Source organism: Buchnera aphidicola (Mindarus japonicus), from assembly GCF_039393905.1.
GTDB classification, from domain to species: Bacteria; Pseudomonadota; Gammaproteobacteria; order Enterobacterales; family Enterobacteriaceae; genus Buchnera_A; species Buchnera_A aphidicola_B.
On the sequence record NZ_CP135030.1, the window covers coordinates 96,405 to 118,469 of the forward strand.

21 protein-coding genes and 1 tRNA gene are annotated in these 22,065 nt (G+C 23.2%); 18 read left to right on the forward strand and 4 right to left on the reverse strand.

All coding sequences use genetic code 11. The annotated features are described in order from the left end of the window. The first annotated feature begins 1 nt into the window (after window position 1). The 5 genes from hisA (at window position 2) to dcd (ending at window position 4,420) form a co-directional block, all read left to right on the forward strand. The gene (gene hisA, locus RJT65_RS00470) at window positions 2–751 is read left to right on the forward strand and encodes a 1-(5-phosphoribosyl)-5-[(5-phosphoribosylamino)methylideneamino]imidazole-4-carboxamide isomerase (RefSeq protein ID WP_343152891.1); all 750 of its coding nucleotides are present in this window, start codon (window positions 2–4) and stop codon (window positions 749–751) included. Beyond that, window positions 721–1,497, forward strand: a complete 777-nt coding sequence (gene hisF, locus RJT65_RS00475; protein WP_343152893.1) for an imidazole glycerol phosphate synthase subunit HisF — start codon at window positions 721–723, stop codon at window positions 1,495–1,497. The genes hisA and hisF overlap by 31 nt, the downstream gene beginning before the upstream one ends. Further along, window positions 1,491–2,132: a bifunctional phosphoribosyl-AMP cyclohydrolase/phosphoribosyl-ATP diphosphatase HisIE gene (gene hisIE / locus RJT65_RS00480; protein WP_343152896.1), complete on the forward strand. Its 642-nt coding sequence runs from the start codon at window positions 1,491–1,493 to the stop codon at window positions 2,130–2,132. The genes hisF and hisIE overlap by 7 nt, the downstream gene beginning before the upstream one ends. 93 nt (window positions 2,133–2,225) lie before the next feature. Next, window positions 2,226–3,635 carry an NADP-dependent phosphogluconate dehydrogenase gene (gndA, locus tag RJT65_RS00485; RefSeq protein WP_343152897.1) on the forward strand — a complete coding sequence of 470 codons (1,410 nt, stop codon included), beginning with the start codon at window positions 2,226–2,228 and terminating at the stop codon, window positions 3,633–3,635. A 203-nt stretch (window positions 3,636–3,838) separates the two neighbouring features. Beyond that, window positions 3,839–4,420 (forward strand): dCTP deaminase, encoded by a 582-nt coding sequence (dcd, locus tag RJT65_RS00490; protein ID WP_343152899.1) that lies wholly within the window; start codon window positions 3,839–3,841, stop codon window positions 4,418–4,420. A gap of 46 nt (window positions 4,421–4,466) precedes the next feature. Here the strand turns inward: dcd and thiD are convergent, their stop codons facing one another. Next, a complete protein-coding gene (gene thiD / locus RJT65_RS00495) occupies window positions 4,467–5,267 on the reverse strand; it encodes a bifunctional hydroxymethylpyrimidine kinase/phosphomethylpyrimidine kinase (RefSeq protein ID WP_343152901.1) in 801 nt (266 codons plus the stop codon). Window positions 5,268–5,364: 97 nt separating this feature from the next. Here thiD and metG point away from each other — a divergent pair, with 97 nt between their 5' ends. Then, window positions 5,365–7,008, forward strand: a complete 1,644-nt coding sequence (gene metG, locus RJT65_RS00500) for a methionine--tRNA ligase (RefSeq protein WP_343152903.1) — start codon at window positions 5,365–5,367, stop codon at window positions 7,006–7,008. A gap of 33 nt (window positions 7,009–7,041) precedes the next feature. Here the strand turns inward: metG and tilS are convergent, their stop codons facing one another. Together tilS and RJT65_RS00510 are read right to left on the reverse strand one after the other, a co-directional pair. Continuing rightward, a complete protein-coding gene (gene tilS, locus RJT65_RS00505; RefSeq protein WP_343152905.1) occupies window positions 7,042–8,358 on the reverse strand; it encodes a tRNA lysidine(34) synthetase TilS in 1,317 nt (438 codons plus the stop codon). A gap of 49 nt (window positions 8,359–8,407) precedes the next feature. Beyond that, window positions 8,408–8,482 (reverse strand) — tRNA-Ser (locus RJT65_RS00510). Window positions 8,483–8,589: 107 nt separating this feature from the next. On the opposite strand from RJT65_RS00510, the gene RJT65_RS00515 reads away from it, so the two are divergent. The 9 genes from RJT65_RS00515 to tyrS all read left to right on the forward strand — a co-directional run bounded on the left by RJT65_RS00515 (window position 8,590) and on the right by tyrS (window position 16,490). Next, entirely contained in the window at window positions 8,590–9,207 is a 618-nt protein-coding gene (locus RJT65_RS00515; protein ID WP_343152907.1) for a riboflavin synthase subunit alpha, read from the forward strand. A 68-nt stretch (window positions 9,208–9,275) separates the two neighbouring features. Further along, window positions 9,276–9,857: an electron transport complex protein RnfA gene (locus RJT65_RS00520; RefSeq protein ID WP_343152909.1), complete on the forward strand. Its 582-nt coding sequence runs from the start codon at window positions 9,276–9,278 to the stop codon at window positions 9,855–9,857. Beyond that, on the forward strand, window positions 9,854–10,366 hold the full coding sequence (locus RJT65_RS00525) for an RnfABCDGE type electron transport complex subunit B (RefSeq protein ID WP_343152911.1): 513 nt from the start codon (window positions 9,854–9,856) through the stop codon (window positions 10,364–10,366). Before RJT65_RS00520 ends, RJT65_RS00525 begins: the two co-directional genes overlap by 4 nt. Beyond that, complete coding sequence (gene rsxC, locus RJT65_RS00530) at window positions 10,363–11,970, forward strand: electron transport complex subunit RsxC (protein ID WP_343152913.1); 1,608 nt, start codon at window positions 10,363–10,365, stop codon at window positions 11,968–11,970. The genes RJT65_RS00525 and rsxC overlap by 4 nt, the downstream gene beginning before the upstream one ends. Before the next feature lie 109 nt (window positions 11,971–12,079). Beyond that, window positions 12,080–13,129 carry an RnfABCDGE type electron transport complex subunit D gene (locus tag RJT65_RS00535; RefSeq protein ID WP_343152915.1) on the forward strand — a complete coding sequence of 350 codons (1,050 nt, stop codon included), beginning with the start codon at window positions 12,080–12,082 and terminating at the stop codon, window positions 13,127–13,129. Window positions 13,130–13,141: 12 nt separating this feature from the next. Then, window positions 13,142–13,768, forward strand: a complete 627-nt coding sequence (gene rsxG, locus RJT65_RS00540) for an electron transport complex subunit RsxG (protein ID WP_343152916.1) — start codon at window positions 13,142–13,144, stop codon at window positions 13,766–13,768. A gap of 4 nt (window positions 13,769–13,772) precedes the next feature. Continuing rightward, window positions 13,773–14,429, forward strand: coding sequence for an electron transport complex subunit RsxE (gene rsxE / locus RJT65_RS00545; protein ID WP_343152919.1), 657 nt, complete (start codon window positions 13,773–13,775; stop codon window positions 14,427–14,429). Window positions 14,430–14,467: 38 nt separating this feature from the next. Beyond that, the gene (gene nth, locus RJT65_RS00550) at window positions 14,468–15,109 is read left to right on the forward strand and encodes an endonuclease III (protein ID WP_343152921.1); all 642 of its coding nucleotides are present in this window, start codon (window positions 14,468–14,470) and stop codon (window positions 15,107–15,109) included. Window positions 15,110–15,218: 109 nt separating this feature from the next. Further along, entirely contained in the window at window positions 15,219–16,490 is a 1,272-nt protein-coding gene (tyrS, locus tag RJT65_RS00555; RefSeq protein ID WP_343153164.1) for a tyrosine--tRNA ligase, read from the forward strand. A 59-nt stretch (window positions 16,491–16,549) separates the two neighbouring features. On the opposite strand, the gene RJT65_RS00560 is transcribed toward tyrS, so the two are convergent. Continuing rightward, complete coding sequence (locus RJT65_RS00560; protein ID WP_343152923.1) at window positions 16,550–16,927, reverse strand: iron-sulfur cluster assembly accessory protein; 378 nt, start codon at window positions 16,925–16,927, stop codon at window positions 16,550–16,552. Window positions 16,928–17,232: 305 nt separating this feature from the next. On the opposite strand from RJT65_RS00560, the gene ydiK reads away from it, so the two are divergent. The 3 genes from ydiK to thrS all read left to right on the forward strand — a co-directional run bounded on the left by ydiK (window position 17,233) and on the right by thrS (window position 22,064). Next, window positions 17,233–18,348 (forward strand): AI-2E family transporter YdiK, encoded by a 1,116-nt coding sequence (gene ydiK / locus RJT65_RS00565; RefSeq protein ID WP_343152924.1) that lies wholly within the window; start codon window positions 17,233–17,235, stop codon window positions 18,346–18,348. A gap of 576 nt (window positions 18,349–18,924) precedes the next feature. Continuing rightward, entirely contained in the window at window positions 18,925–19,971 is a 1,047-nt protein-coding gene (locus RJT65_RS00570; RefSeq protein WP_343152926.1) for a 3-deoxy-7-phosphoheptulonate synthase, read from the forward strand. 167 nt (window positions 19,972–20,138) lie between these two features. Further along, window positions 20,139–22,064, forward strand: coding sequence for a threonine--tRNA ligase (gene thrS, locus RJT65_RS00575; protein WP_343152928.1), 1,926 nt, complete (start codon window positions 20,139–20,141; stop codon window positions 22,062–22,064). The last annotated feature ends 1 nt before the right edge of the window (window position 22,065 follow it).

The window sequence follows — 22,065 nt, forward strand, 5'->3', positions numbered from 1 at the left end:
TATGATTATTCCATCTATCGACATAATAAAAGAAAAAGTAGTTCGTTTGTACCAAGGAAAATATAGTCAGGTAAAAGAGTATAATAAAGATGTTCAATATTATGTTAATAAATATCGAACTCATAAAGTAAAAATGATGCATTTAGTAGATCTTGATGGAGCAAGAAACTATAATAGTAAACAAACATTTTTTTTAAAAAAATTACTAATAAAAAATTCAAATTTTTTTCAAATAGGAGGTGGAATAAAATACTCTAAGGATATAGAAACTTTGTTAGAGTTTGGAGCAAAACGAGTAGTAATAGGTTCATCGGCATTAAATAATATGAATAAAACAAAAAAATGGTTTAAAAAATATGGACCAAAAGTAATAACTTTAGCTATTGATGTATATATTCACAGTAATTTTTTTAAAGAAGTCGTTATTTCTGGATGGAAAAAAAGAACTGGTATAAGTTTAGAACACATTATTGCTGAATTTTCTCCCTTTGGTTTAAAGCATGTATTATGTACCGACATATCTAAAGATGGAACTTTATCTGGTCCGAATTTTTCATTATATAAAGAAATTTCAAAAAAATTTCAACATATTGAATTTCAGGCTTCTGGAGGGGTAGGTTCATTAGAAGATATTTTAATTTTAAAAAAAAATGGAATTAAAAAAATTATTGTAGGAAAAGCATTATTAGAGAATAAATTTACATTATTAGAGGCAGAGCAATGCTATCAAAAAGAATCATTCCATGCTTAGATGTAAAAGACAATTTAGTTGTTAAAGGAATACAATTTTTGAATCATAAAGTAATGGGCAGTATTATACCTCTAATAAAAAAATATATTGAGGAAGGAGCTGATGAATTAGTCTTTTATGATATTGAAGCATCTACAAAAGATAGATTAATAGATAGAAGTTGGGTGTCTAAAATTGCAAAAATAATTAATATACCATTTTGTGTTGCCGGAGGAATAACTAGTTTAAATCAAGCATTGAAAATTCTTTCTTTAGGCGCAGATAAAATATCTATTAATTCTCCAGCAATAATAAATCCTAATTTAATTAATAAAATAGCAGAATATTGTGGTGTTCAATGTGTAGTAGTAGGAATTGATTCTTGGTTTGATCATATTGATAAAGTATATCGTGTAAAAAAATACACAGGGGATCCTAAAAAATCAAAAACTACTAGCCTAGAAACTGTAAAATGGGTACAAGAAGTACAAAGTAGAGGCGCTGGAGAGATTGTGTTAAATGTGATGAATCAAGATGGTATGATGAAAGGATATGATTTAAAACAATTAATAAAAGTTAGAAAAGTGTGTAAAGTTCCATTAATTGCTTCTGGTGGTGCTGGAAAAATGAAAGATTTTTATAAGGTATTTAGTGAGTGTGATGTTGAAGGAGCACTAGCTGCTTCTGTATTTCATAGAAATCTTATTAATATCAGAAAACTTAAACAATTTTTATTTGATAGAGGAATAGAAGTTAGAAAATGTTAGAAAATAAAGATTTATACCTTAAAATAAATTGGAAAAAAGTTAATGATTTTGTTCCAGTAGTAATTCAGAATCAATATTCTGGAACTGTATTAATGCATGGATATATGAATAAATCAGCATTATTAAGAACTCAAAAAACAAAATTAGTTACATTCTATTCTCGTACTAAAAAAAGATTATGGACTAAAGGAGAAACTTCCCAAAACTATTTAAAAGTAAAAAAAATATTTTTAGATTGTGATACTGATGCAATTTTGATATTAGTATCACCTTTGGGAGATACATGTCATTTAAAACAAGAAAGTTGTTTTAATAGTAAACATACTTTTTTTTCTTTTTTATATTCTTTAGAAAAAATATTAGAAAACAAAAAAAAATGTGGTTTAGAAAACTCATATACAAAGAAACTATATAAAGAAGGAATGCATCGAATTGCTCAAAAAGTTGGAGAAGAAGCTGTAGAAGTTGTTATTGCTTCAATTTCAAAAAATAAAAAAGAATTAATTAATGAGTCTTCAGATTTAATTTTTCATTTGTTAGTTTTATTAAAAAAAAGTAATTTAAATCTAAATACTGTTATTAAAAATTTAATAAGTCGATCAAAAAAAAATGATATTTTTTATAAAAAAACTTAATAATTAATTTTTATTAATATAGATTTTTTTAAAAAATAAAATTTAGTAAATTTTAATTAAAAGAATAGTCAATTTAGTTTGTAGAGGATAATTATGTTAAAAAAAGATATTGGTGTAATAGGCATGTCAGTAATGGGAAAAAATTTAGCTTTAAACCTTGAAAGTAAAGGTTATTTAGTATCTATATTTAATAGAAGTAAAGAAAAAACTAAAAAAGTAATATTAGAAAATAAAGAAAAAAAGTTATTTCCATATTTTAATCTTTCTGAATTTATTAATTCTTTGAAAAATCCTAGATGTATTTTTTTAATGGTTCAAGCAGGAAAAGCTACTGATGAAACTATTTCTAGCATTATTCCTTTGCTAAAAAAAGGAGACGTTTTAATAGATGGAGGAAATACTTTTTATCTTGATACAATTCGGAGAGATAAGGAATTATCTAAAATAGGAATTAATTTTATTGGAGCGGGAATATCTGGAGGGGAAGAGGGAGCGTTGAAAGGTCCTTCGATTATGCCAGGAGGTTCAAAAAAAACTTATAATTTAGTTGCTCCAATGCTGAAAAAAATTTCTGCAAAATTTAATAATGAATCATGTGTGACTTATATAGGTCCAAATGGTTCTGGGCATTATGTTAAAATGATTCATAATGGAATTGAATATGGAGATATGCAATTAATTTCAGAAGCATATTTTTTATTAAAATCTGTATTAGGATTAAATAATAAAGAAATTTCTGATGTTTTTTCTGATTGGAATAAAGGAGAACTTAATAGTTATTTGATAGATATTACTAAATATATTTTTTTGAAAAAAGATGAAAAAAATAACGATTTAATTGATATGATACGTGATAACGCTGAAAATAAAGGAACTGGTAAATGGGTATCTAAGGATGCTTTAAATCTTGAAGAACCTTTATCTTTAATTACTACTTCTGTTTTTTCTCGTTATTTATCTTCCTTAAAAAATCAGAGAGTTCTAGCTTCAAAAAAATTAAAAGGTCCAGAAAAGAATTTTTCTTTAAATGATGAAAAAAAAATTTTTATAGAAAAGATAAGAAAAGCACTGTATCTAGGAAAAATTATTTCTTATGCTCAAGGATTTTCACAATTAAAAAAAGCATCTGAAAAATATAATTGGAATTTAAATTATGGGAAAATAGCTAAAATTTTCCGAGCAGGATGTATTATTAGAGCCGATTTTTTACAAAAAATAACTGATGTTTACTCTGAAAAAAAACTAGTTATTAATTTACTTTTAACTTCATATTTTAAAAATATTGCTAATAAATATCAAGTTGATTTAAGAAACATTGTTTCATTTTCAGTAAAACATGGAATACCAATCCCAGCTTTTTCTTCAGCTATATCATATTACGATACTTATCGTTCAGAATTTTTGCCAGCTAATTTAATTCAAGCACAAAGAGATTTTTTTGGAGCACATACATATAAACGTATAGATAAAAAAGGAAGTTTTCATACAAACTGGTTAAGTTAATTTTTTTAGTTTATTTAAAATTTTAAATATAGAAATTTTGATACATAAAAATATATGTTTTTTCTTTAAGGTTCCAGAGATATAAATCTCTGGTAATTTTAAAGAATTAAATTTTTCAAAGAAATAGTATTAAGTTGTAAATACAAAATATTTTTTTAAAATGTTATAAAAAAATAGATTACAAAAAATATAGGAATAGAATTATGCGTTTATGTGATGAAGAAATAAAAAAATGGTTAAAAGAGAAAAAGTTAGTTATAACTCCTTTTCCAAATGAATCTTCAATAACTGGAGTAACAGTTGATATTCGTTTAGGAAATAAATTTAGAAAATTTAATAATACAAAAGATTCTTTTATTGATTTAAGTGCTAAAAGTAAAGATATTGCTTTAGAGATAGAAAAAAATGTAAGTAATGAAATTTTCATTAAAAACAATGAAGTATTTTATATATCCCCGAAAGAGTTTATTTTAGCTACTACTTTAGAAAATTTTAGTATTCCAGATAATTTAGTAGGTTGGTTAGATGGAAGATCTTCATTGGCTCGATTAGGACTAATGATTCATGCAACTTCTCATAGAGTAGACCCAGGTTGGAAAGGAAATATAGTTTTAGAATTTTTTAATTCAGGAAACATAAAATTAGCTTTAAGACCTGGGATGTTTATAGCAGCTTTAAGTTTTGAAACGTTATCTCAATCAGTAATGCATCCTTATAGTTCTAAGAATAAAGCAAAATATTATCTTCAAGATAGTATAATAGTAAGTCGTATTGATAAAGATTAAATAATAAATAATTTTTTTAATTATTTATTATTTAATTAAAGCATATTTACCACCATTTGTAAAAATGGTGAACAGGGCCTCTTCCGTTTCCAACAGATAATTTGTTAGAATTTAAAATAGCTCCTTGTAGCCATTTTTTGGCTTTTTTAATTGGATCTATCCAGTTTTCATAATGGGGTTTGATAGTGGCTAATGCTGAAGATAAACAACATCCTGTACCATGAGTATTAAGGGTGTTAATTTTTTTAATAGAAAATCTTTTTTCAATTTTATTAGTAAATAACCAGTCAGGACAGTTAATGTTATTTAAATGGCCACCTTTTAATAAAACAGCTTTACTTCCTAACTTTAATAATTTTCTTCCCTGAATTTGCATATCATCTTCACATTGAGCTATCTTACAATTCAATAAAATCGAAGCTTCTAATAAATTAGGGGTAATAATTGAAGAAATAGGTATTAAATAATTAGTTAGTGTGTTAATTGAATTTTTTGATAACAGAGGAAATCCATTTTTTGTATACATAACAGTATCTAATACTATACAAGATAATTCAGTTTTCTCTAATTTTTTAGAAATAGATTTAATAATTTCTGAATTTCCTACCATTCCAATTTTACAACTATTGATTTTTACATCATTTAAAACAGAATTTAATTGTGTTAAAACTAATTTACTATCAAGAGATAAAATTGATTGGACTGAGCAAGTATTTTGAGCAACAATAGCTGTAATAACACTAGCACTATAAGCTTTTAAAGCAGAAATAGTTTTTATATCTGCTTGAATTCCAGCTCCTCCTGTAGGATCTGTTCCAGCAATAGTTAGTACATTAAGAGGCTTCATTTATTTAATATCTTTTTTATAAAAATAATAATTATTATATAAAATATATTAATTATTTAAAATATTTAATTTTACATAAAATACATAATGGTGAAAAATGATCAATCAAGAAAAAAAAATATTAGTTACTTGTGCTTTCCCATATGCTAATGGTCCTATACATTTAGGCCATATGTTAGAACATATTCAAGCAGATATTTGGGTGAGATATCATAGATTGCAAGAAAAAAAAATATGGTTTATTTCAGCTGATGACAGTCATGGTACAGCAACCATGTTAAATGCTGAAAAATTAAACATAACTCCGGAAAAATTAGTTTTAAATAGTTATAAACAACATAAATTAGATTTATTAAATTTTAATATTTCGTATGATAATTATTACTTAACTCATAGTAAAGAAAATTATTCTTTTTTAAAAAAAATTTATTTTGAACTAAATAAAAAAAAATTATTTGAAACAAAAGTTATTAATCAATTATATGATACTAAAAAAAACATATTTTTACCTGATCGCTATATAAAAGGAACTTGTCCAATTTGTTTAGCGATTGATCAATATGGAGATAATTGCGAAAAATGTGGATCTATTTATTCAACAATGGATATTATTAATCCAAAATCAGTTATTTCTAACGTAACTCCAATTATTAAGAAATCTACTCATTTATTTTTTAAATTAAAAAAATTTACAAAAATACTAAAATCTTGGATAGCATCTGGAGTATTACAGAAATCAGTAATGAACAAAACTAAAGAATGGTTTAAAAATGGTTTAAAAAATTGGAATATTTCAAGAGATGCGCCTTATTTTGGATTTAAAATACCAAATTTCTTAAACAAATATTTTTATGTTTGGTTAGACGCACCAATTGGTTATATAAGTACTTTTAAAAATTTATGCGATAAAAATAACAGCATTAATTTTGATGAATTCTGGAAAAAAAATTCTAATACCCAATTATATCATTTTATAGGAAAAGATATTATTTACTTTCATAGTTTATTTTGGCCTGCTATATTAGAAGCTAGTTCTTTTAGAAAACCTACAAAAATTTTTGTTCATGGATACTTAACTAATAATGGGAAAAAATTTTCAAAATCTAAAAATTCTTTTATAAAAGCATCTGATTGGATTAAACATTTTAATACTGATAGTTTAAGGTATTACTATGCTAGTAAATTGTCTTCTACTATAGAAGATATAGAGTTTGATTTAAAAGATTTAGTGCAGAGGTTTAATTCAGAAATAATTAATAAAGTCATTAATTTAGCATCTAGGAATGCTAGATTTATTAATCTTAATTTTAATAATTTATTATCTGAAAATATAGATGAACCGAAATTATTTTTTTTATTTTGTAAAGAATCTCATGTAATTGGAGAATTTTATAAAAAAAGGGAATATTTTTTAGCGATTAAAAAAATTATGTTTTTTGCTGATTTAGCAAATAAATATATTACAGAACAATCTCCTTGGGTAATTGCTAAAATTAATTCTAAAAGTTTAAAATTACAATCAATATGTTCTATGGGAATTAATTTATTTAGGATTATTATAATATGGTTAGCTCCTGTTTTACCTGATTTATTTTTAAAAGTTGAAAAATTTTTAAATATAAAATTGTTATGGAAAGAGATTTCTATTCCTTTGCTTAGTCATAAGATTTCTTTATTTTCTCCTTTGTATAATCGATTAGAAATATCTAATTCTAATTTTTTTTATAAAAAAAAAAAATAATATAATTAATATATTTTATATTGATTTAAATAATTAAAAAAGAAATTTTTTTTGTTTTTCTTTTATTGAAGAAAACCAAGAAATAGAAAAATTTGAGTTGATTTTTTTTTTATAAGTAACAAATATACCTAAAGCGCTAATTAATTCGTTATTATAATATAAAAGAGGAATTTTATTTCTTAACCAAGGAGGTATTTTGTACATTTGCCATATTTTTTTTATGGTTGTTTTTTTTCTTTGAGAAAGAAAAATTTTTTCATTTTTTTTTACATAAAAACGAATGTATATATTTTCTTTTTTTTTGGGAAATGGAATATTCATTCCTAATTTATTAATAATTAATTTTCCTAAATTATTTGGTAAATTTATTGAATTTTTTAAATTTTTCCAAAATAAAACTTTTTTTTTAATAGAAGAAGATTTTTTAGTCCAATATAAAATATTATTGTATTTTTGAATTTCAAAATTTTTCCAACATATTTTTATATTTTTTTTAGTATCATTTAGTATTAGTTGAGTAAATATTTGTTTTATAAAGATATTGGTGGGATAAATTAAGCTATTTTTTTTAATCCAATGCCTTAATATAATTTTTTGAATGAGTTTATTTGTTTTTTTTAATTTAAAAATATCAATACCATTATTTATTAAAGATAAATTTTTTATTTTTTCAGTTATTAGTTCGTTTATGATTAAATCTTGTTCTTTAAAAATATGCATGCTTTTATAACAATTTTTTAAAAAGAAAGGCCATCTTTTTTTTAATTTAGGAATCACTTCTTTTCTTAGAAAATTTCTTTCAAACTTAATATTTTTATTACTGGGGTCATCGATCCAGATTAATTGATTTTTAATAGCTATTTTTTTTAGCTGAGATTTTTTAATTTTTAAAAAAGGTCGAACTATTTTATTTTTAGAAAGTTGAATTACTTCAGATATTCCAGAAAGACCTTTTGAGCCGCTTCCTCGTTTTAAATGCAAAAAAAAAGTTTCAATTTGATCATCTAAATGATGTGCAGTAAGAATTATTTCATTATCAACAGCATGTTTAATTATTTCTTGATATCTCAAATTTCTTGCTTGTTCTTCTATACCTGTTTTTTTAGATAAAAATATTTTTTTGATAGTTAAATTTATACCTAACTTTAAACATTCTTTTTCACAAAATTTAGCCCAAAAACCTGAAAGAGGATGCAAATTATGATTAATATGAATAGCACGAAATTTTATCGATGAATATTTTTTTTTAAATTCTAATAATTTATGTAATAATACAGTGGAATCCAATCCACCGCTATATGCAACTAAAAATTTTTGACTTTTTTTAATTTTTTTTTCGAGAATTTTCATATTATTTAAATTATAAATTAATTTATTATTATTTTTAAATAACTCTGTGTGCGTTTAAGTGGATTTGAACCACTGGCCTTCTTCATGTCATAAAGATGCTCTAACCAGGCTGAGCTATAAACGCAAAATTTTTTATCTTTATGATAACATTAATTGAATTTTAAATAAAATAAAAAATCTTAAATTTAAATATATTTATTTTTTTAAATAAAAAATTTAGAGGTAAAAATTATGTTTTCTGGTATTGTACATGGGCGCACTAAATTAGTAGAAATTAAAAAAGAAGAGCAATGTTTTATATATATTTTTAAATTTAAAAAATATCAAATAAAAAATTTAAGATTAGGAAATTCAATTTCACATAATGGATGTTGTCTTACAGTCTCTAAAATTAATAAGAATTATGTTAGTTTTAATGTTATTAAAGAAACTTTAAACAATACAAATTTAAAATATTTAAAAATAGGAGAATACGTAAATTTTGAAAGGGCAGCTAAATTTGGAGATGAAATAGGAGGACATATAGTTTCTGGGCATATTATTACTATGGTTAAAGTTAAAAAAATTAAAAATGAAAATGAAAGTTATGTAATGTGGTTAACAGTATTAAATAGTAATGTTATGCAATTTATTTTTTATAAAGGGTTTATTTGTATAGATGGAATTAGTTTAACTATAGCAAAAATAAAAAAAAATAGTTTTTGTATATGTTTAATTCCAGAAACATTAAGAATAACTACCATAAAGGATAAAAAAAAAGATGATTATTTAAATTTAGAAGTAGATTTTTTTACACAAACTATTGTTTCTACAGTAAATACATTAGTCAAATCAAAAAAAATTTTATAAAAAATTAAAGATTTTTAATAATTTTATTTAGTATGTATAAAAATTATGTATTTTTTTAGGTAAAATTTGTGAAAGAATATTTTTGGATTTTCATTAGTAATATTTTAATCGATAATTTTGTGTTATCAAAATTTTTAGGAATGTGTCCATTCATGGGTGTTTCTCAAAAAATAAAAAATTCCATTGGAATAGGATATGCAACAATTTTTGTTATTATGTTAACCTCAATTTTTTCATGGATAATTAATTATTTTATTTTAAAACCATTTGATTTAACATATTTAAATACTATGTTTTATATATTATTAATATCAGTTAGTGTTCAGTTGTTAGAAATAATTATTCGTTCGATGAGTTTTAAAATGTATAATTCATTAGGAATATTTTTACCTTTAATAACAACTAACTGTGCTATTTTAGCGGTTCCTTTAGTTAGTTCAAAATTAAATTATTCATTTTTAGAAAATTTTATTCAAGGAGCTAGTTCATCTATAGGATTTTTTATAGTTATCACTATATTTTCTAGTCTTCGAAATAGAATTTCTAGAACTAATATTTCGTTTGTATTTGAAGGGGTTCCGGTTTCTCTTGTAACTGCTGCTATAATTTCAATAGCTTTTATGGGATTTAACGGATTAATAAAATTATGATGTTTAATATATTATTAGCGATGTTTTTTTTTACTATTTTAAGTGCATTACTAGGAGTATGTTTAAGTTTTTTTTCTATTTTTTTATTAGTAAAAAAAAGTAAATTTGCAGAAAAGATAGATAATTTATTACCTCAAACACAGTGTGGACAATGTGGGTACCCAGGTTGTTATCCATATGCTGAAGCTATTTTAAAAAAGAAAGAAGATATTAATAAGTGTGTTCCTGGAGGACGTAAAATTTATTTAAAGATAGCAAAAATTTTAAAAATTAATATTGATCAAAATTTTTTTCAAGATAAAAAAAATTATTCTAAACTTATAAATCATACCGTTTATATTGATGAACTAAATTGTATAGGTTGTGCAAAATGTTTAGATGTATGTCCAATAGATGCAATTGTTGGTTCATTTGGGTTTTTACATACTGTATTACAAAAATTTTGTACAGGTTGCGATTTATGTGTTTCTATATGTCCTATGAATTGTATAAAAAGTAAGAAGCTATGATAATACGAATCATTCAATTCTTTAAAAAAAAATTTTTAGAATTAAAGTTATTTTTTTTAAAAAAAAATTTTTTAGTTTCAGGAATTAATCTTTTTTCAAGAAGATATTTATCTGTTAATTCTTATTTAAAAAAAAATTCTATTCCAACTTATTTAAAAATAAGTTTGCCAAATACATTGGTACATAAAAAACAAATATGTATTAAATCTGGTGATTTTGTATTAAGAGGGCAATTATTAATTAAAGGAAATTATTTAACTGTTCCTATTAATGCTTCTACTTCAGGATATATAAAAATAGAGTATTCCTCAGATATTTTTAAAAAATCTTCTTTTATAAAAATAAAAAATATAATTATATATCCGGATAAAAAAGACTCTTGGAAAAAATTAAAATTATTAACCAAGTATTATGCTTACTCAGCTTCAACTTTAATAAATCAAATTTATAAAGCAGGAATTTTAGGATTAGGAGGATCGGGATTTCCGTCATTTTTAAAATTACGTTTAGCTATTAAATATAAAGTTAAAACATTAGTTATTAACGGTATCGAAAGTGATCCATTTATATCTTCAGATAGTATTTTGATACTTAAAAAAATTGATGAAATTTTTTTAGGATGTAAAATTCTTATGCATATTTTATGCATAAAAAAAGTGATTTTTGCTATATCTGAAAACAATATACAATGTATTCAAATTTTAAAAAAAGCAATTTTAAAGAGTTCTACATTTAATTTATGCATTCTTCCATCAACATATCCTTTAGGAAGTTCAAAGTTATTAATTAAGAAAATATTTGGAATAGAGATTAAAAAAGGTTTTCGATCGTTTCATTTTAAAATTATAGTACATAATGTTGGAACAATATATGCCATTAAAAGATCAATAATAAATGGAGAAGCATTTACAGAGCGAGTTGTTACGGTCACCGGAACATCTTCTTTAATAAAAAAAGGAAACATAATAGTGCGAATAGGTACACCTATTAAACATATTGTAGATACGTGTTGCATGGCTAATGAAAGAATAAAAAATATTTTAATCAATGGTACCATAATGGGTTTAAAAATAAATAACAGTGCGCTTTCTTATTGTTCTGTAAGTACGAATTGTATTGCAATATTTTTTGGTTCTAAAAATAATTATAAAAAAATAGAAAAAGAATGTATTTTTTGTTCAAAATGTTCAGAAGTATGTCCTGTAAATTTATTACCTCAAAAGCTATATTGGTATATCAAAGAAAAGAATCATGCTAAAACAAAAGAATATCATATTGATGCTTGTATTGAATGCAAAAATTGTGAATTAGTTTGTCCTAGCAACATTTCATTAGTAAAATACTATAAAAAAGAAAAAAAAATAGTACAAACAAAAAATAAAGAGAAATTATTTACTAAGCAATTAAAAATTCGTTTTCAACAACATACGGAGAGAAAATTAATTAGAAAAAGAAATAATAATTTTTTTCCTACAGATAAAAAAAATAATAAAAAAATGAAATATGAATTTTATAAAGAAAAAAGTTTGTTTAAAACGAAAAAAGATAAAAGAAAATATGTTCAAGATGCATTTTTACGTGTAAAATTAAGAAAAAAAATATAATTTCTATTATAGTTTAAAACTAGTTAAAGGAAATATTTAATGAATTTGTATTTTATTTTTTATCTATAATTCAAAATTAATATTTTTATTTGATAAAAAAGTAATTAATATGATAAGTTTTCCCTATATTTATAGAAAAAATAATGTAAATCAGATTATGATTTATGTGATCATAGCTATGATTCCTGGAATTTTAACAAAATCTTATTATGATCATTATAGTACGTTAATTCAAATAACAATATCCATAATTACAGCTATTATATTAGAAATAATTATTTTAAAATTAAAAAAAAAAAATGTAAAAGATATATTTGAAGATTTTTCTTATATTATTACAGGAATTTTAATAGGTGTTAGTATACCTTCTTTATCATCTTGGTGGATTAATGTAGTAGGTGTTTTTTGTGCTATTGTTTTAGCTAAAGAAGTGTACGGTGGATTTGGAAAAAATATATTCAATCCTGCAATGGTTGGATATGCAATATTATTAATTTCTTTTCCAGATTTCATGACTTATCTAGTTATACCTTACAAATATATTGCTGAATATATTCATATTTCTGAAATTATAAAAAGTATTATGTCAAATAATTTTATTAATTATTGGAAAAATTTTTCAGATTCTATACATAAAATTGATTTTATAACTCAACCTACTCCTTTAGATTATTTCAGAAGTTATAAACATGAAAACAAAAGTTTTTTTTTAAATTTTTTAAAAAAACAAAATGAATATTGTTTCTTTAATTTTTTGATTTCTAGAAACGTTAATATTGCTTTTTTTTTAGGAGGTTTATTTTTAATTTATAAAAAAATTATTAATTGGAGGATTTCTTTTTCATTTTTAATAACATTTATTTCAATATCCGAATTAGGATGGGTGTTTCTTAAAGAGCAGTCAATTTCTCCATATGTACATTTATTTTCAGGAGCAACTATGTTAGGTGCATTTTTTATAGCAACAGATCCTGTAACTACATGCTGTACTAATATGGGAAAAGTTATTTTTGGAATAGTAATTGGTATTTTAGAATGGGTCATTCGTACATTTGGTGGATATCCAGACGCAATGGCTTTTTCTATATTAATTGCTAATATGTTAGTTCCTTTATTAGAATATTATACTCAACCTCTTGTTTACGGAACTAAAGAATAATTAAAAATGTTAATGAAAACAATTTCAAATGTTATAAAAATTGGTTTTTTTGCTATTTTTTTTTCAGGAATTACAGCTTTTGTGTATGAAAATACAAAACCTATTATTTATAAAAACGTTCAAGAAAAACAAAAAAAAATTTTAAAAATAATTGTAAATAATGAAAAAGATAGTAAGAATATACAATATAATTGTTATGTAACTTCTAACAAGTTACTTGGAGATAAAAAAAAACATCATATTTGGATAATTAAAAAAAAAAATGAATTATATGGAATGATAGTAGAGTCAATAGCATTAGATGGATATTCTGGATCAATTAAAATGATAGTAGGAAGTGATTTTTTAGGAAAAATTTTTGGTGTTAGAATATTAGAACATTATGAAACGCCTGGATTAGGTGATAAGATTGATTCAAAAGTATCTAATTGGATTACTTATTTTTCTGATATGAATGTATTTAGTTTAATTTCAAAGGGAAAATTTGCTTTAAAAAAAGATGGAGGTGTAATAGATCAGTTTACTGGAGCAAGTATAACACCTCGAGCAGTGATTAATCAAATTAAAAATTCTGTGATATTTATATCAAAACAAAAAAACAGTCAGTTTTTTGAAACCTGTAATAATAAAAAAAAATAAATTAATGAAAAATAAAATTTTTTATCGAATCTGGAAAAAAAATATTATTTTGGATAAATTATTAGGATTGTGTCCTACATTAGCTATTACAACTAATGCATCCAATGCGTTGGGACTAGGTATATCCACAATAATAGTTTTGGTATTAACAAATACTGTGATTTCTTGTATGAAAAATTGGATTCCAAATGATCTTCGTATTCCTATTTATATGATTATTATTTCTTCAATTGTAACCTGTTTAGATCTTTTGATAAATGCTTATGCTTTTAGCTTGCATGAATCGTTAGGAATTTTTATTCCATTAATTATTACTAATTGCATTGTTTTACATTCTGCTGAAGAAATAAGAAGCAAAGAAAAGATATACATATCGGTAATTAACGCTTTTTTGACAGGTGTAGCTGCTACTATTTCTATGGTAATATTAGGAATTTTTAGAGAAATAATAGGAAAAGGAACAATATTTTTTAATGTAGATAACTTATTAGGTTCTTATTTTAGTTTTCTTTATTGTAAATTCATAAACTCATCTTCATTATTTATATTAGCTACTTTACCCCCTGGTGCTCTCTTTATTTTAAGTTTATTGTTATCTATCAAAAGAATAATAAAAAATAAAAGAGTTAAACATATAGATTGTATTTTAAATTATAAATAATAAATTCATATGTTTAACTGTATTTATAATTACAAATCATGAATAATCATAAAAGATATCTAATATTATTAGAATTTAAAAGAAATAATCCAAAACCAAAAACAGAACTTATATTTTCTTCTACATTTGAATTATTAATTTCTGTAATTTTATCGGCACAAACAACAGATAATCAGGTTAATAAAGCAACTCGAAAACTATATTCTATAGCTAATACACCCAATCAGATTTTAGATCTTGGAATAGAAAAAATTAAATATCATATAAAAAATGTTGGTTTATCTAATATTAAAAGTCAGTATTTAATTAAAACTTCTAAAATATTAGTCAATAAACATAAAGGGTTAGTTCCTAATACTCGAAAAAAATTAATGAACTTACCAGGTGTAGGAAGAAAAACAGCTAATATTATTTTAAATATTGCATTTAAAAAAAATACAATTGCTGTGGATACGCATGTTTTTAGAGTAGTAAATCGTATTAATTTTGTTTCAGGAAAAAATGTTTTTATAGTGGAAAAAAAATTAGTTCAGTTGATTCCTATAGAATTTAAATTCTATGCTCATTCTTGGTTTGTTTTACACGGAAGATATATTTGTTTAAAAAGAAATCCAAAATGCAATATATGTATAATTTTTAAATTTTGTGAATTTTCTAAAAAAATAAATTATTTAAACTAAAAAATTAAATTTTTTTATATATTTTAAATAAATTAATAAAAAATTTTTGATATTAAAATTTTTTTAAAAAAATATTAATTTAGATCTTTTGTATGGTATTAGGAGGGAAATAGTGAAAGTCGATATAATTTCTGAATTAAAAAATAGAGGTTTAGTTCATAATTTAACTAAAGAAATAGAGTGTTCAAAGATTTTTTTAGAAAAAAAAATAAAAGTGTATTGTGGATTTGATCCTACAGCAGACAGCTTGCATTTAGGTCATTTACTTCCTTTAATTTGCATGAAAAGATTTCAAAAGAAGGGACATGAATTAGTTTTTTTAATAGGAGAAGCAACTAGCTTAATAGGAGATCCTAGTTTTAAAAAAGAAGCTAGAAAATCAAATTCTATTTCTAGTATGCATTCATTTAGTAAAAAAATTGAGATTCAAATTTCTAATTTTTTCAAAGGAAATAAGAATTTTTCTAATTTAAATATAATAAATAATTTAACTTGGTTTAAAAAAATGAACCTATTAGATTTTTTATCTAATATAGGAAGACATTTTTCAATAAATTCAATGATTAATAAAGAATCCGTAAAGAGAAGAATTAAAAGGATCGACCAAGGAATAGCATTTTCTGAATTTTCTTATAGTTTGTTACAAGCATATGATTTTTTAAAATTATATCAAAAAAAAGGGGTAATTCTTCAAATAGGAGGTTCAGATCAGTGGGGAAATATTTCTTCTGGAATTAATTTAGTTAGAAAAGTTACTAAAAAAAAAGTTTTTGGTTTAACTATTCCTTTATTAATGCGTTCTAATGGAGTAAAATTTGGAAAAACAGAAAGTGGAACAATTTGGTTAGATTCAAAAAAGACTAGTTCATATAAATTTTATCAATTTTGGATTAATGTTTCTGACATTGACGTATATGATTATTTGCGAAAATTTACTTTTTTAAAAAATTCAGAAATTAATGATTTTGAAAGCAAAAAAAACTTTGAGAAATATTTATTTTTAGCAAAAAAAAAATTAGCAGAAAATGTTACAACGTTAGTACATGGAAAAGAAAAATGTGATTCTGCGGAAAGAATTACTCAATCTATTTTTTTAAATAATATCGAAGCTATGACAGAATTTGATTTTTTTCAATTAAAACAAGATGGTATTCCTACAGTTAATTTGGATAGCTCGGATGATTTACAAGAAGCTCTAGTGAAATCAGGATTGTCCTCTTCTAAAGGACAAGCAAGAAATATGATTTTATCGAATGCTATTTATATAAATTATGTAAAAGAAAGAAATGTTAAATATAAATTTAATTATAAAGATAGAATATTTGGAAAATATACTCTCTTAAGAAGAGGAAAAAAAAATTATTGTTTAATATGTTGGTAATGTATGTCATATTAAGTTTAATAAATAAATTTTATTCTTATACATAAAAATATTTATTTTTATTCAGATAAGGTGAAACTTTCTCCACAACCACAAAATTTTTTTATTTTATCATTGTTAAATTTAAATATTTGATTCATTCCTTCTTTTACAAAGTCTATTTTAGTGTCTATTAAAAATGGAATAACTTTTATTGGTATAAATATATTAAAACCATTTTTCAAAAAAAATATTTCTTTTTCTTTTTTATTTTTTGCTATTTCTAATACATATTTAAATCCAGCACAACCTGTTTTTTTTAAGTTAATCCTAATTCCTTTCCCTAAAGGATCTTTTTTTATAAGAAGCTTTATTTGTTTTTCTGCTGCTTTAGTAATATGAATTTTTTTACATTGATGGTATGAATCGGATTTAAATTTGATATTTTTTTCAATCATGAAAATTTTCCTTTTTAATTATTTCTAAGTTTAAAGCAGGTATTTTAAATTAATTTCAAAGTAATATTATGATATAATTAGTATTTAAATAAGATTAAATAACAAACTTAAAAAATATTTTTTAAATTTAATATATATAATATATATATTAAAGTATAAAGAATTATTTTTTATATTCTTTTTTTATTAATAAAATATTTTAAATAAAATTAATTATTTTTATAGTAAATTAATTCTTATGAAGTGTAAAGTACAGTTTTTTATATAAAAAATAATTTGAACACAATTGAGGTATGATTTTTTATATGCAAAATACAGAAGAAGGTATGGATTTACCGCAGTCTGTTTTTTCTTTTATGTTTATAGTTTTAATGATATTTATCAGTTTTTGGGTGCTTCGTCCTTTTTTATTAAGTTTTTTATGGGCTAGTATGATTGTTATAGCAACTTGGCCTCTTATGTTAAAGATTCAAAATATATTAATAGGAAAACGTTTTTTAGCAGTAGGTTTTATGACAATAGGATTGTTGCTTTTGTTTTTTATCCCTGTGATATGTATAGTTAATAGTTTAATCGATAGCAGTATACCTTTTGTAAATTGTTTTATATCTGGAAATTTTAGTTTTCCTAATTTGGTTTGGCTACAAGATTTACCAATTGTAGGAAAAAAATTATTTTTTTCTTATCAAAAAATATTAAATGGAGGAGGGGGATTATTAATCAGTCAGGTACAACCATATATAGGAAAAACAACTTATTTTTTTGTAGCTCGTGCAGAAGGAATAGGTCACTTTATTATACAGCTTATCTTTACTGTAATGTTTAGTGCTTTTCTTTATTGGAAAGGAGAAAAACTTGCTCATGTTTTACGATATTTTGCTTTTAGGTTAGCGGATCAATCAGGAGATGCAGTAGTTTTATTAGCAGGGCAGGCTGTTAGATCAGTTGCATTAGGTGTTGTAGTTACAGCATTTATTCAAGGAATGTTAGCTGGAATGGGGCTGGTAATTTCAGGTATTCCTTATTCTGCGTTATTAATGTTATTAATGTTCTTATTGTGTTTAGTTCAGTTAGGCCCATTACCTGTGTTAATTCCAGCCATAATTTGGTTATTTTGGAAAAATGATGTTACGTTAGGAACGATTCTTTTAATTTGGAGTTTTTTTCTTTTTATTTTAGATAATATTTTACGTCCAATGATTATAAGAACAGGTGCAGATTTACCTACGATATTGATTTTATCTGGAGTAGTTGGAGGATTATTAGCTTTTGGAATGATAGGATTATTTATTGGTCCGGTAGTTTTATTAATTTCGTATCGATTAATTACTAATTGGATGAATGAAACTTCATATTCAGGATCAATATCTAAAAAAGTAATATATCAATTAAAAAAAAATATTTATAAAAAAAACATGTAGTAATAGAAAGAAGTGTTCATATTAAGCTACTTTTTTATAAATCTAAAAATTAGTTGTTATGAATTAGTAATAAAATATATATAAAATTAAAAATATTTATTTTTATATATTAAATATTAACGTTATGTTTTTTTATAAGTAAAAAATTAAAAATTTCTTAAAAAACTTATATTAAACATGTAATTTAAAATTTTTTTATTAAATACTTTTAAAAATTTAAGCAATTTCAATATATAAAAATGTGATTATTAATATCTAGATACAAATTTATATTTAATTAAAAAATATTTTTTAAGAAATATCTTAAAATATAAAAAAATATATTATTGCTAATTAAATATATAAAAAATGTATACAAATTATTAAAAATATAAAAATATTTTATTAAAAAAATTTTTTTCTTTATTTACTTTTGAAAAGAATTTATATGATTTTGAAGAAAGTATATATATTTTTATAACTTATATAATTTATAAATATAAGTAAGTATCTTTTATTATTAATAATTATTAATAAATAATTTATTATTACTTATTATTCTTTTCAGAATACAAAAAAACTCATTTAGAGAAAAAAATGAAAAAAACAGATGAATTACGTACAATAAGAATTGATCCATTAATTACTCCTTCGGAATTAGCTAAACGTCATTCTATTACTTCTGAAATTATGGATAATGTTATTAATGCTAGAAAAAATGTTTCTAATATTATTACCGGTAAGGACTTACGGTTATTAGTAATTGTAGGACCATGTTCAGTACATGATCCTATAGCAGCAGTTGAATATGCTAATAGGTTAAATGTCTTAAGAAAGAAATATTCTTCTACTCTTGAAATTATTATGAGAACTTATTTTGAAAAACCTAGAACAGTAGTAGGTTGGAAAGGATTAATTTCAGATCCTAATTTAGATAGTTCTTTTGATGTAAATTATGGATTGTCAATAGCTAGAAAACTATTACTGGATATTAATAAATTAGGTATGCCCGCAGCAACTGAATTTTTAGATATGGTTATAGGTCAGTTTATAGCAGATCTTATTAGTTGGGGAGCAATTGGAGCGAGAACAACAGAAAGCCAAATCCATAGAGAAATGGCTTCTGCTTTATCTTGCCCTGTTGGATTTAAAAACGGAACAGATGGAAATATTAGAATAGCAATAGATGCAATTCGAGCTGCTCAAGCAAGACATTTGTTTTTAGCACCTAATAAACATGGAAAAATGACAATTAATCATACCAGTGGAAATCCTTTTTCTCATGTTATTATGAGAGGAGGTAAATCTCCCAATTATCATTCAGAAGATATTAGATCTGCAGTTAAACATCTAAAAGAGTTCAATCTTTTAGAATATTTGATGGTTGATTTTAGTCATGGAAATTGTTTAAAAGAACATAAGCGTCAATGTTTAGTATCAGATTCAATTTGCAAACAAATAAAAGATGGAACTAAAGCTATCTCTGGAGTTATGATTGAAAGTTTTTTAAAAGAAGGATCACAAGAGGTTATAGAAGGTCAAATTTTAAATTATGGTCAATCTATTACTGATCCTTGCTTAGGTTGGGATGATACTATAATTATATTAAAAAATTTATCTAAAGCGGTAAGTAGTAGATTTTAATTTTTTAATGCTAGTCAAAAAAATAGACTAGCATTTTTTAGTTTAATTTATATAAGTTAATAATTAACTTATTATTTTAACCTAATTTAATATTTTAAATATTTATTTAAGATATTTTTTTAAAAAAAAATTTCTTTTAATAAAAAAATAAAATTAAGGATTTTAAGATGCCCATTATCACGTTTTTTGATGGTCGTCATCAAGTTTATGATAAATCTGTTTCACTGTTAGAAATTGCTAATGATATTAGATTTAATGTTTCTGAAACTATTATAGCAGCTGTTGTTAACAATAATTTTGTAGATATAGAAACAATAATTAAAAAAGATAGCAAAGTAAAATTTATAACAGTTGTAGATAAATTGGCTTTGAATCTTATTCGATTTTCTAGCATGCAGCTTTTGGCCTACGCTGTAAAAAAAATTTGGCCAGATGTAAAAATAGCAACTGGATCTATTACAGAAAACGGTTTTTATTATGACTTTGATTTAAATCGATCTTTAACATTACAAGATATGCTATTGATTCAAAAAAAAATGAAGGAATTATGTAAAAAAAAATATAAAATAATAAAAAAGAAAGTTCAATGGAATGAAGCTTATAAATTATATAAGAAAAATGAGGAATGGTATAAAGTTGAAGAACTTAAAAAAAAGTTTAAAAATATAGAAACATTATTTCTATATAATCATGAAAAAAACATTGATTTTTATGGCCCTCAAGTATCAAATATTAGGTTTTGTAAATTTTTTAGTTTATTGAATATTTCCGGAGCTTATTGGAAAAAAAATAAAAATAATAAAATGTTACAACGTGTTTATGGTACTGCATGGGTTAGTGAAAAAGAACTAAAAAAATATTTGTTAGAGCGTAAAGAAGCAGAAGAACGTGATCATAGAAAAATTTCTAAAAAATTAAATTTATTTCATATTCAAAAAGATTCTCCAGGAATGGTTTTTTGGCATAATAATGGATGGATTATTTTTAGGGAGTTAGAAGATTTAATTCGATCAAAATTAATTAGTTATAAATATGAAGAAGTAAAAAGTCCATTAATGATGGATAGAAATTTATGGGAAAAAAGTGGACATTTAGAAAATTATTTTGAAAATATATTTAGTACAACTTCCGAAAATAAAATATACTGTATTAAGCCTATGAATTGTCCTGGACATATACAAATATTTAATACTGGAATAAAATCGTATAAAGATCTTCCAATTAGAATGGCGGAATTCGGAGTTTGTCATAGAAACGAATCATCTGGTTCTTTACATGGTTTAATGAGAGTTAGGTCATTTACACAAGATGATGGACATGTATTTTGTACATCCAGTCAAGTTCGTAGTGAAATTACTTATTGTATAAAAATGATATATGAAATATATCATTTTTTTGGATTTAAAAAAATTCAAGTCAAGTTATCTACTCGACCAAAACAAAGAATTGGTAGTAATATTATTTGGGATCAAGCGGAGTTAGATTTATCAGAAGTATTAAGAAAAAGTAATATAAAATTTACGTATCAAGTAGGAGAAGGAGCATTTTATGGGCCAAAAATAGAATTTTCTTTTCTTGATAATTTAAAGCGAATTTGGCAATGTGGAACTATTCAGTTGGATTTTTATTTACCAGAAAGATTAAATGCTTTTTATATAGATGAAAAAAATAAAAAAAAACCTGTGGTATTAATTCATAGAGCAATTTTAGGTTCAATGGAAAGATTTATTGGAATTTTAATAGAAGAATATAAAGGAAAATTTCCTACTTGGTTATCTCCTATACAAGTAGTAATAATAAATGTTAATGAAGTTCATATTAATTATATAAGGAAATTAGCTAAAAAAATGTTAGAATTAGGAATTCGTGTTAAATTAGATTTAAGAAAAGAATCTATTGGTTTTAAAATTAGATATTATTCAATGCAATATATTCCTTATATTATAATTTGTGGAGATAAGGAAGTTAAAGAGAATTTAGTTTCTATTCGAACTAGTAAAGGAAAGGATATAAATAACATTGAATATAAAGTCTTTCTTAAAAAAATAAAAGATGAAATTTTTACTCGTAGTTTTTCTCAAATGGAGGAATAAA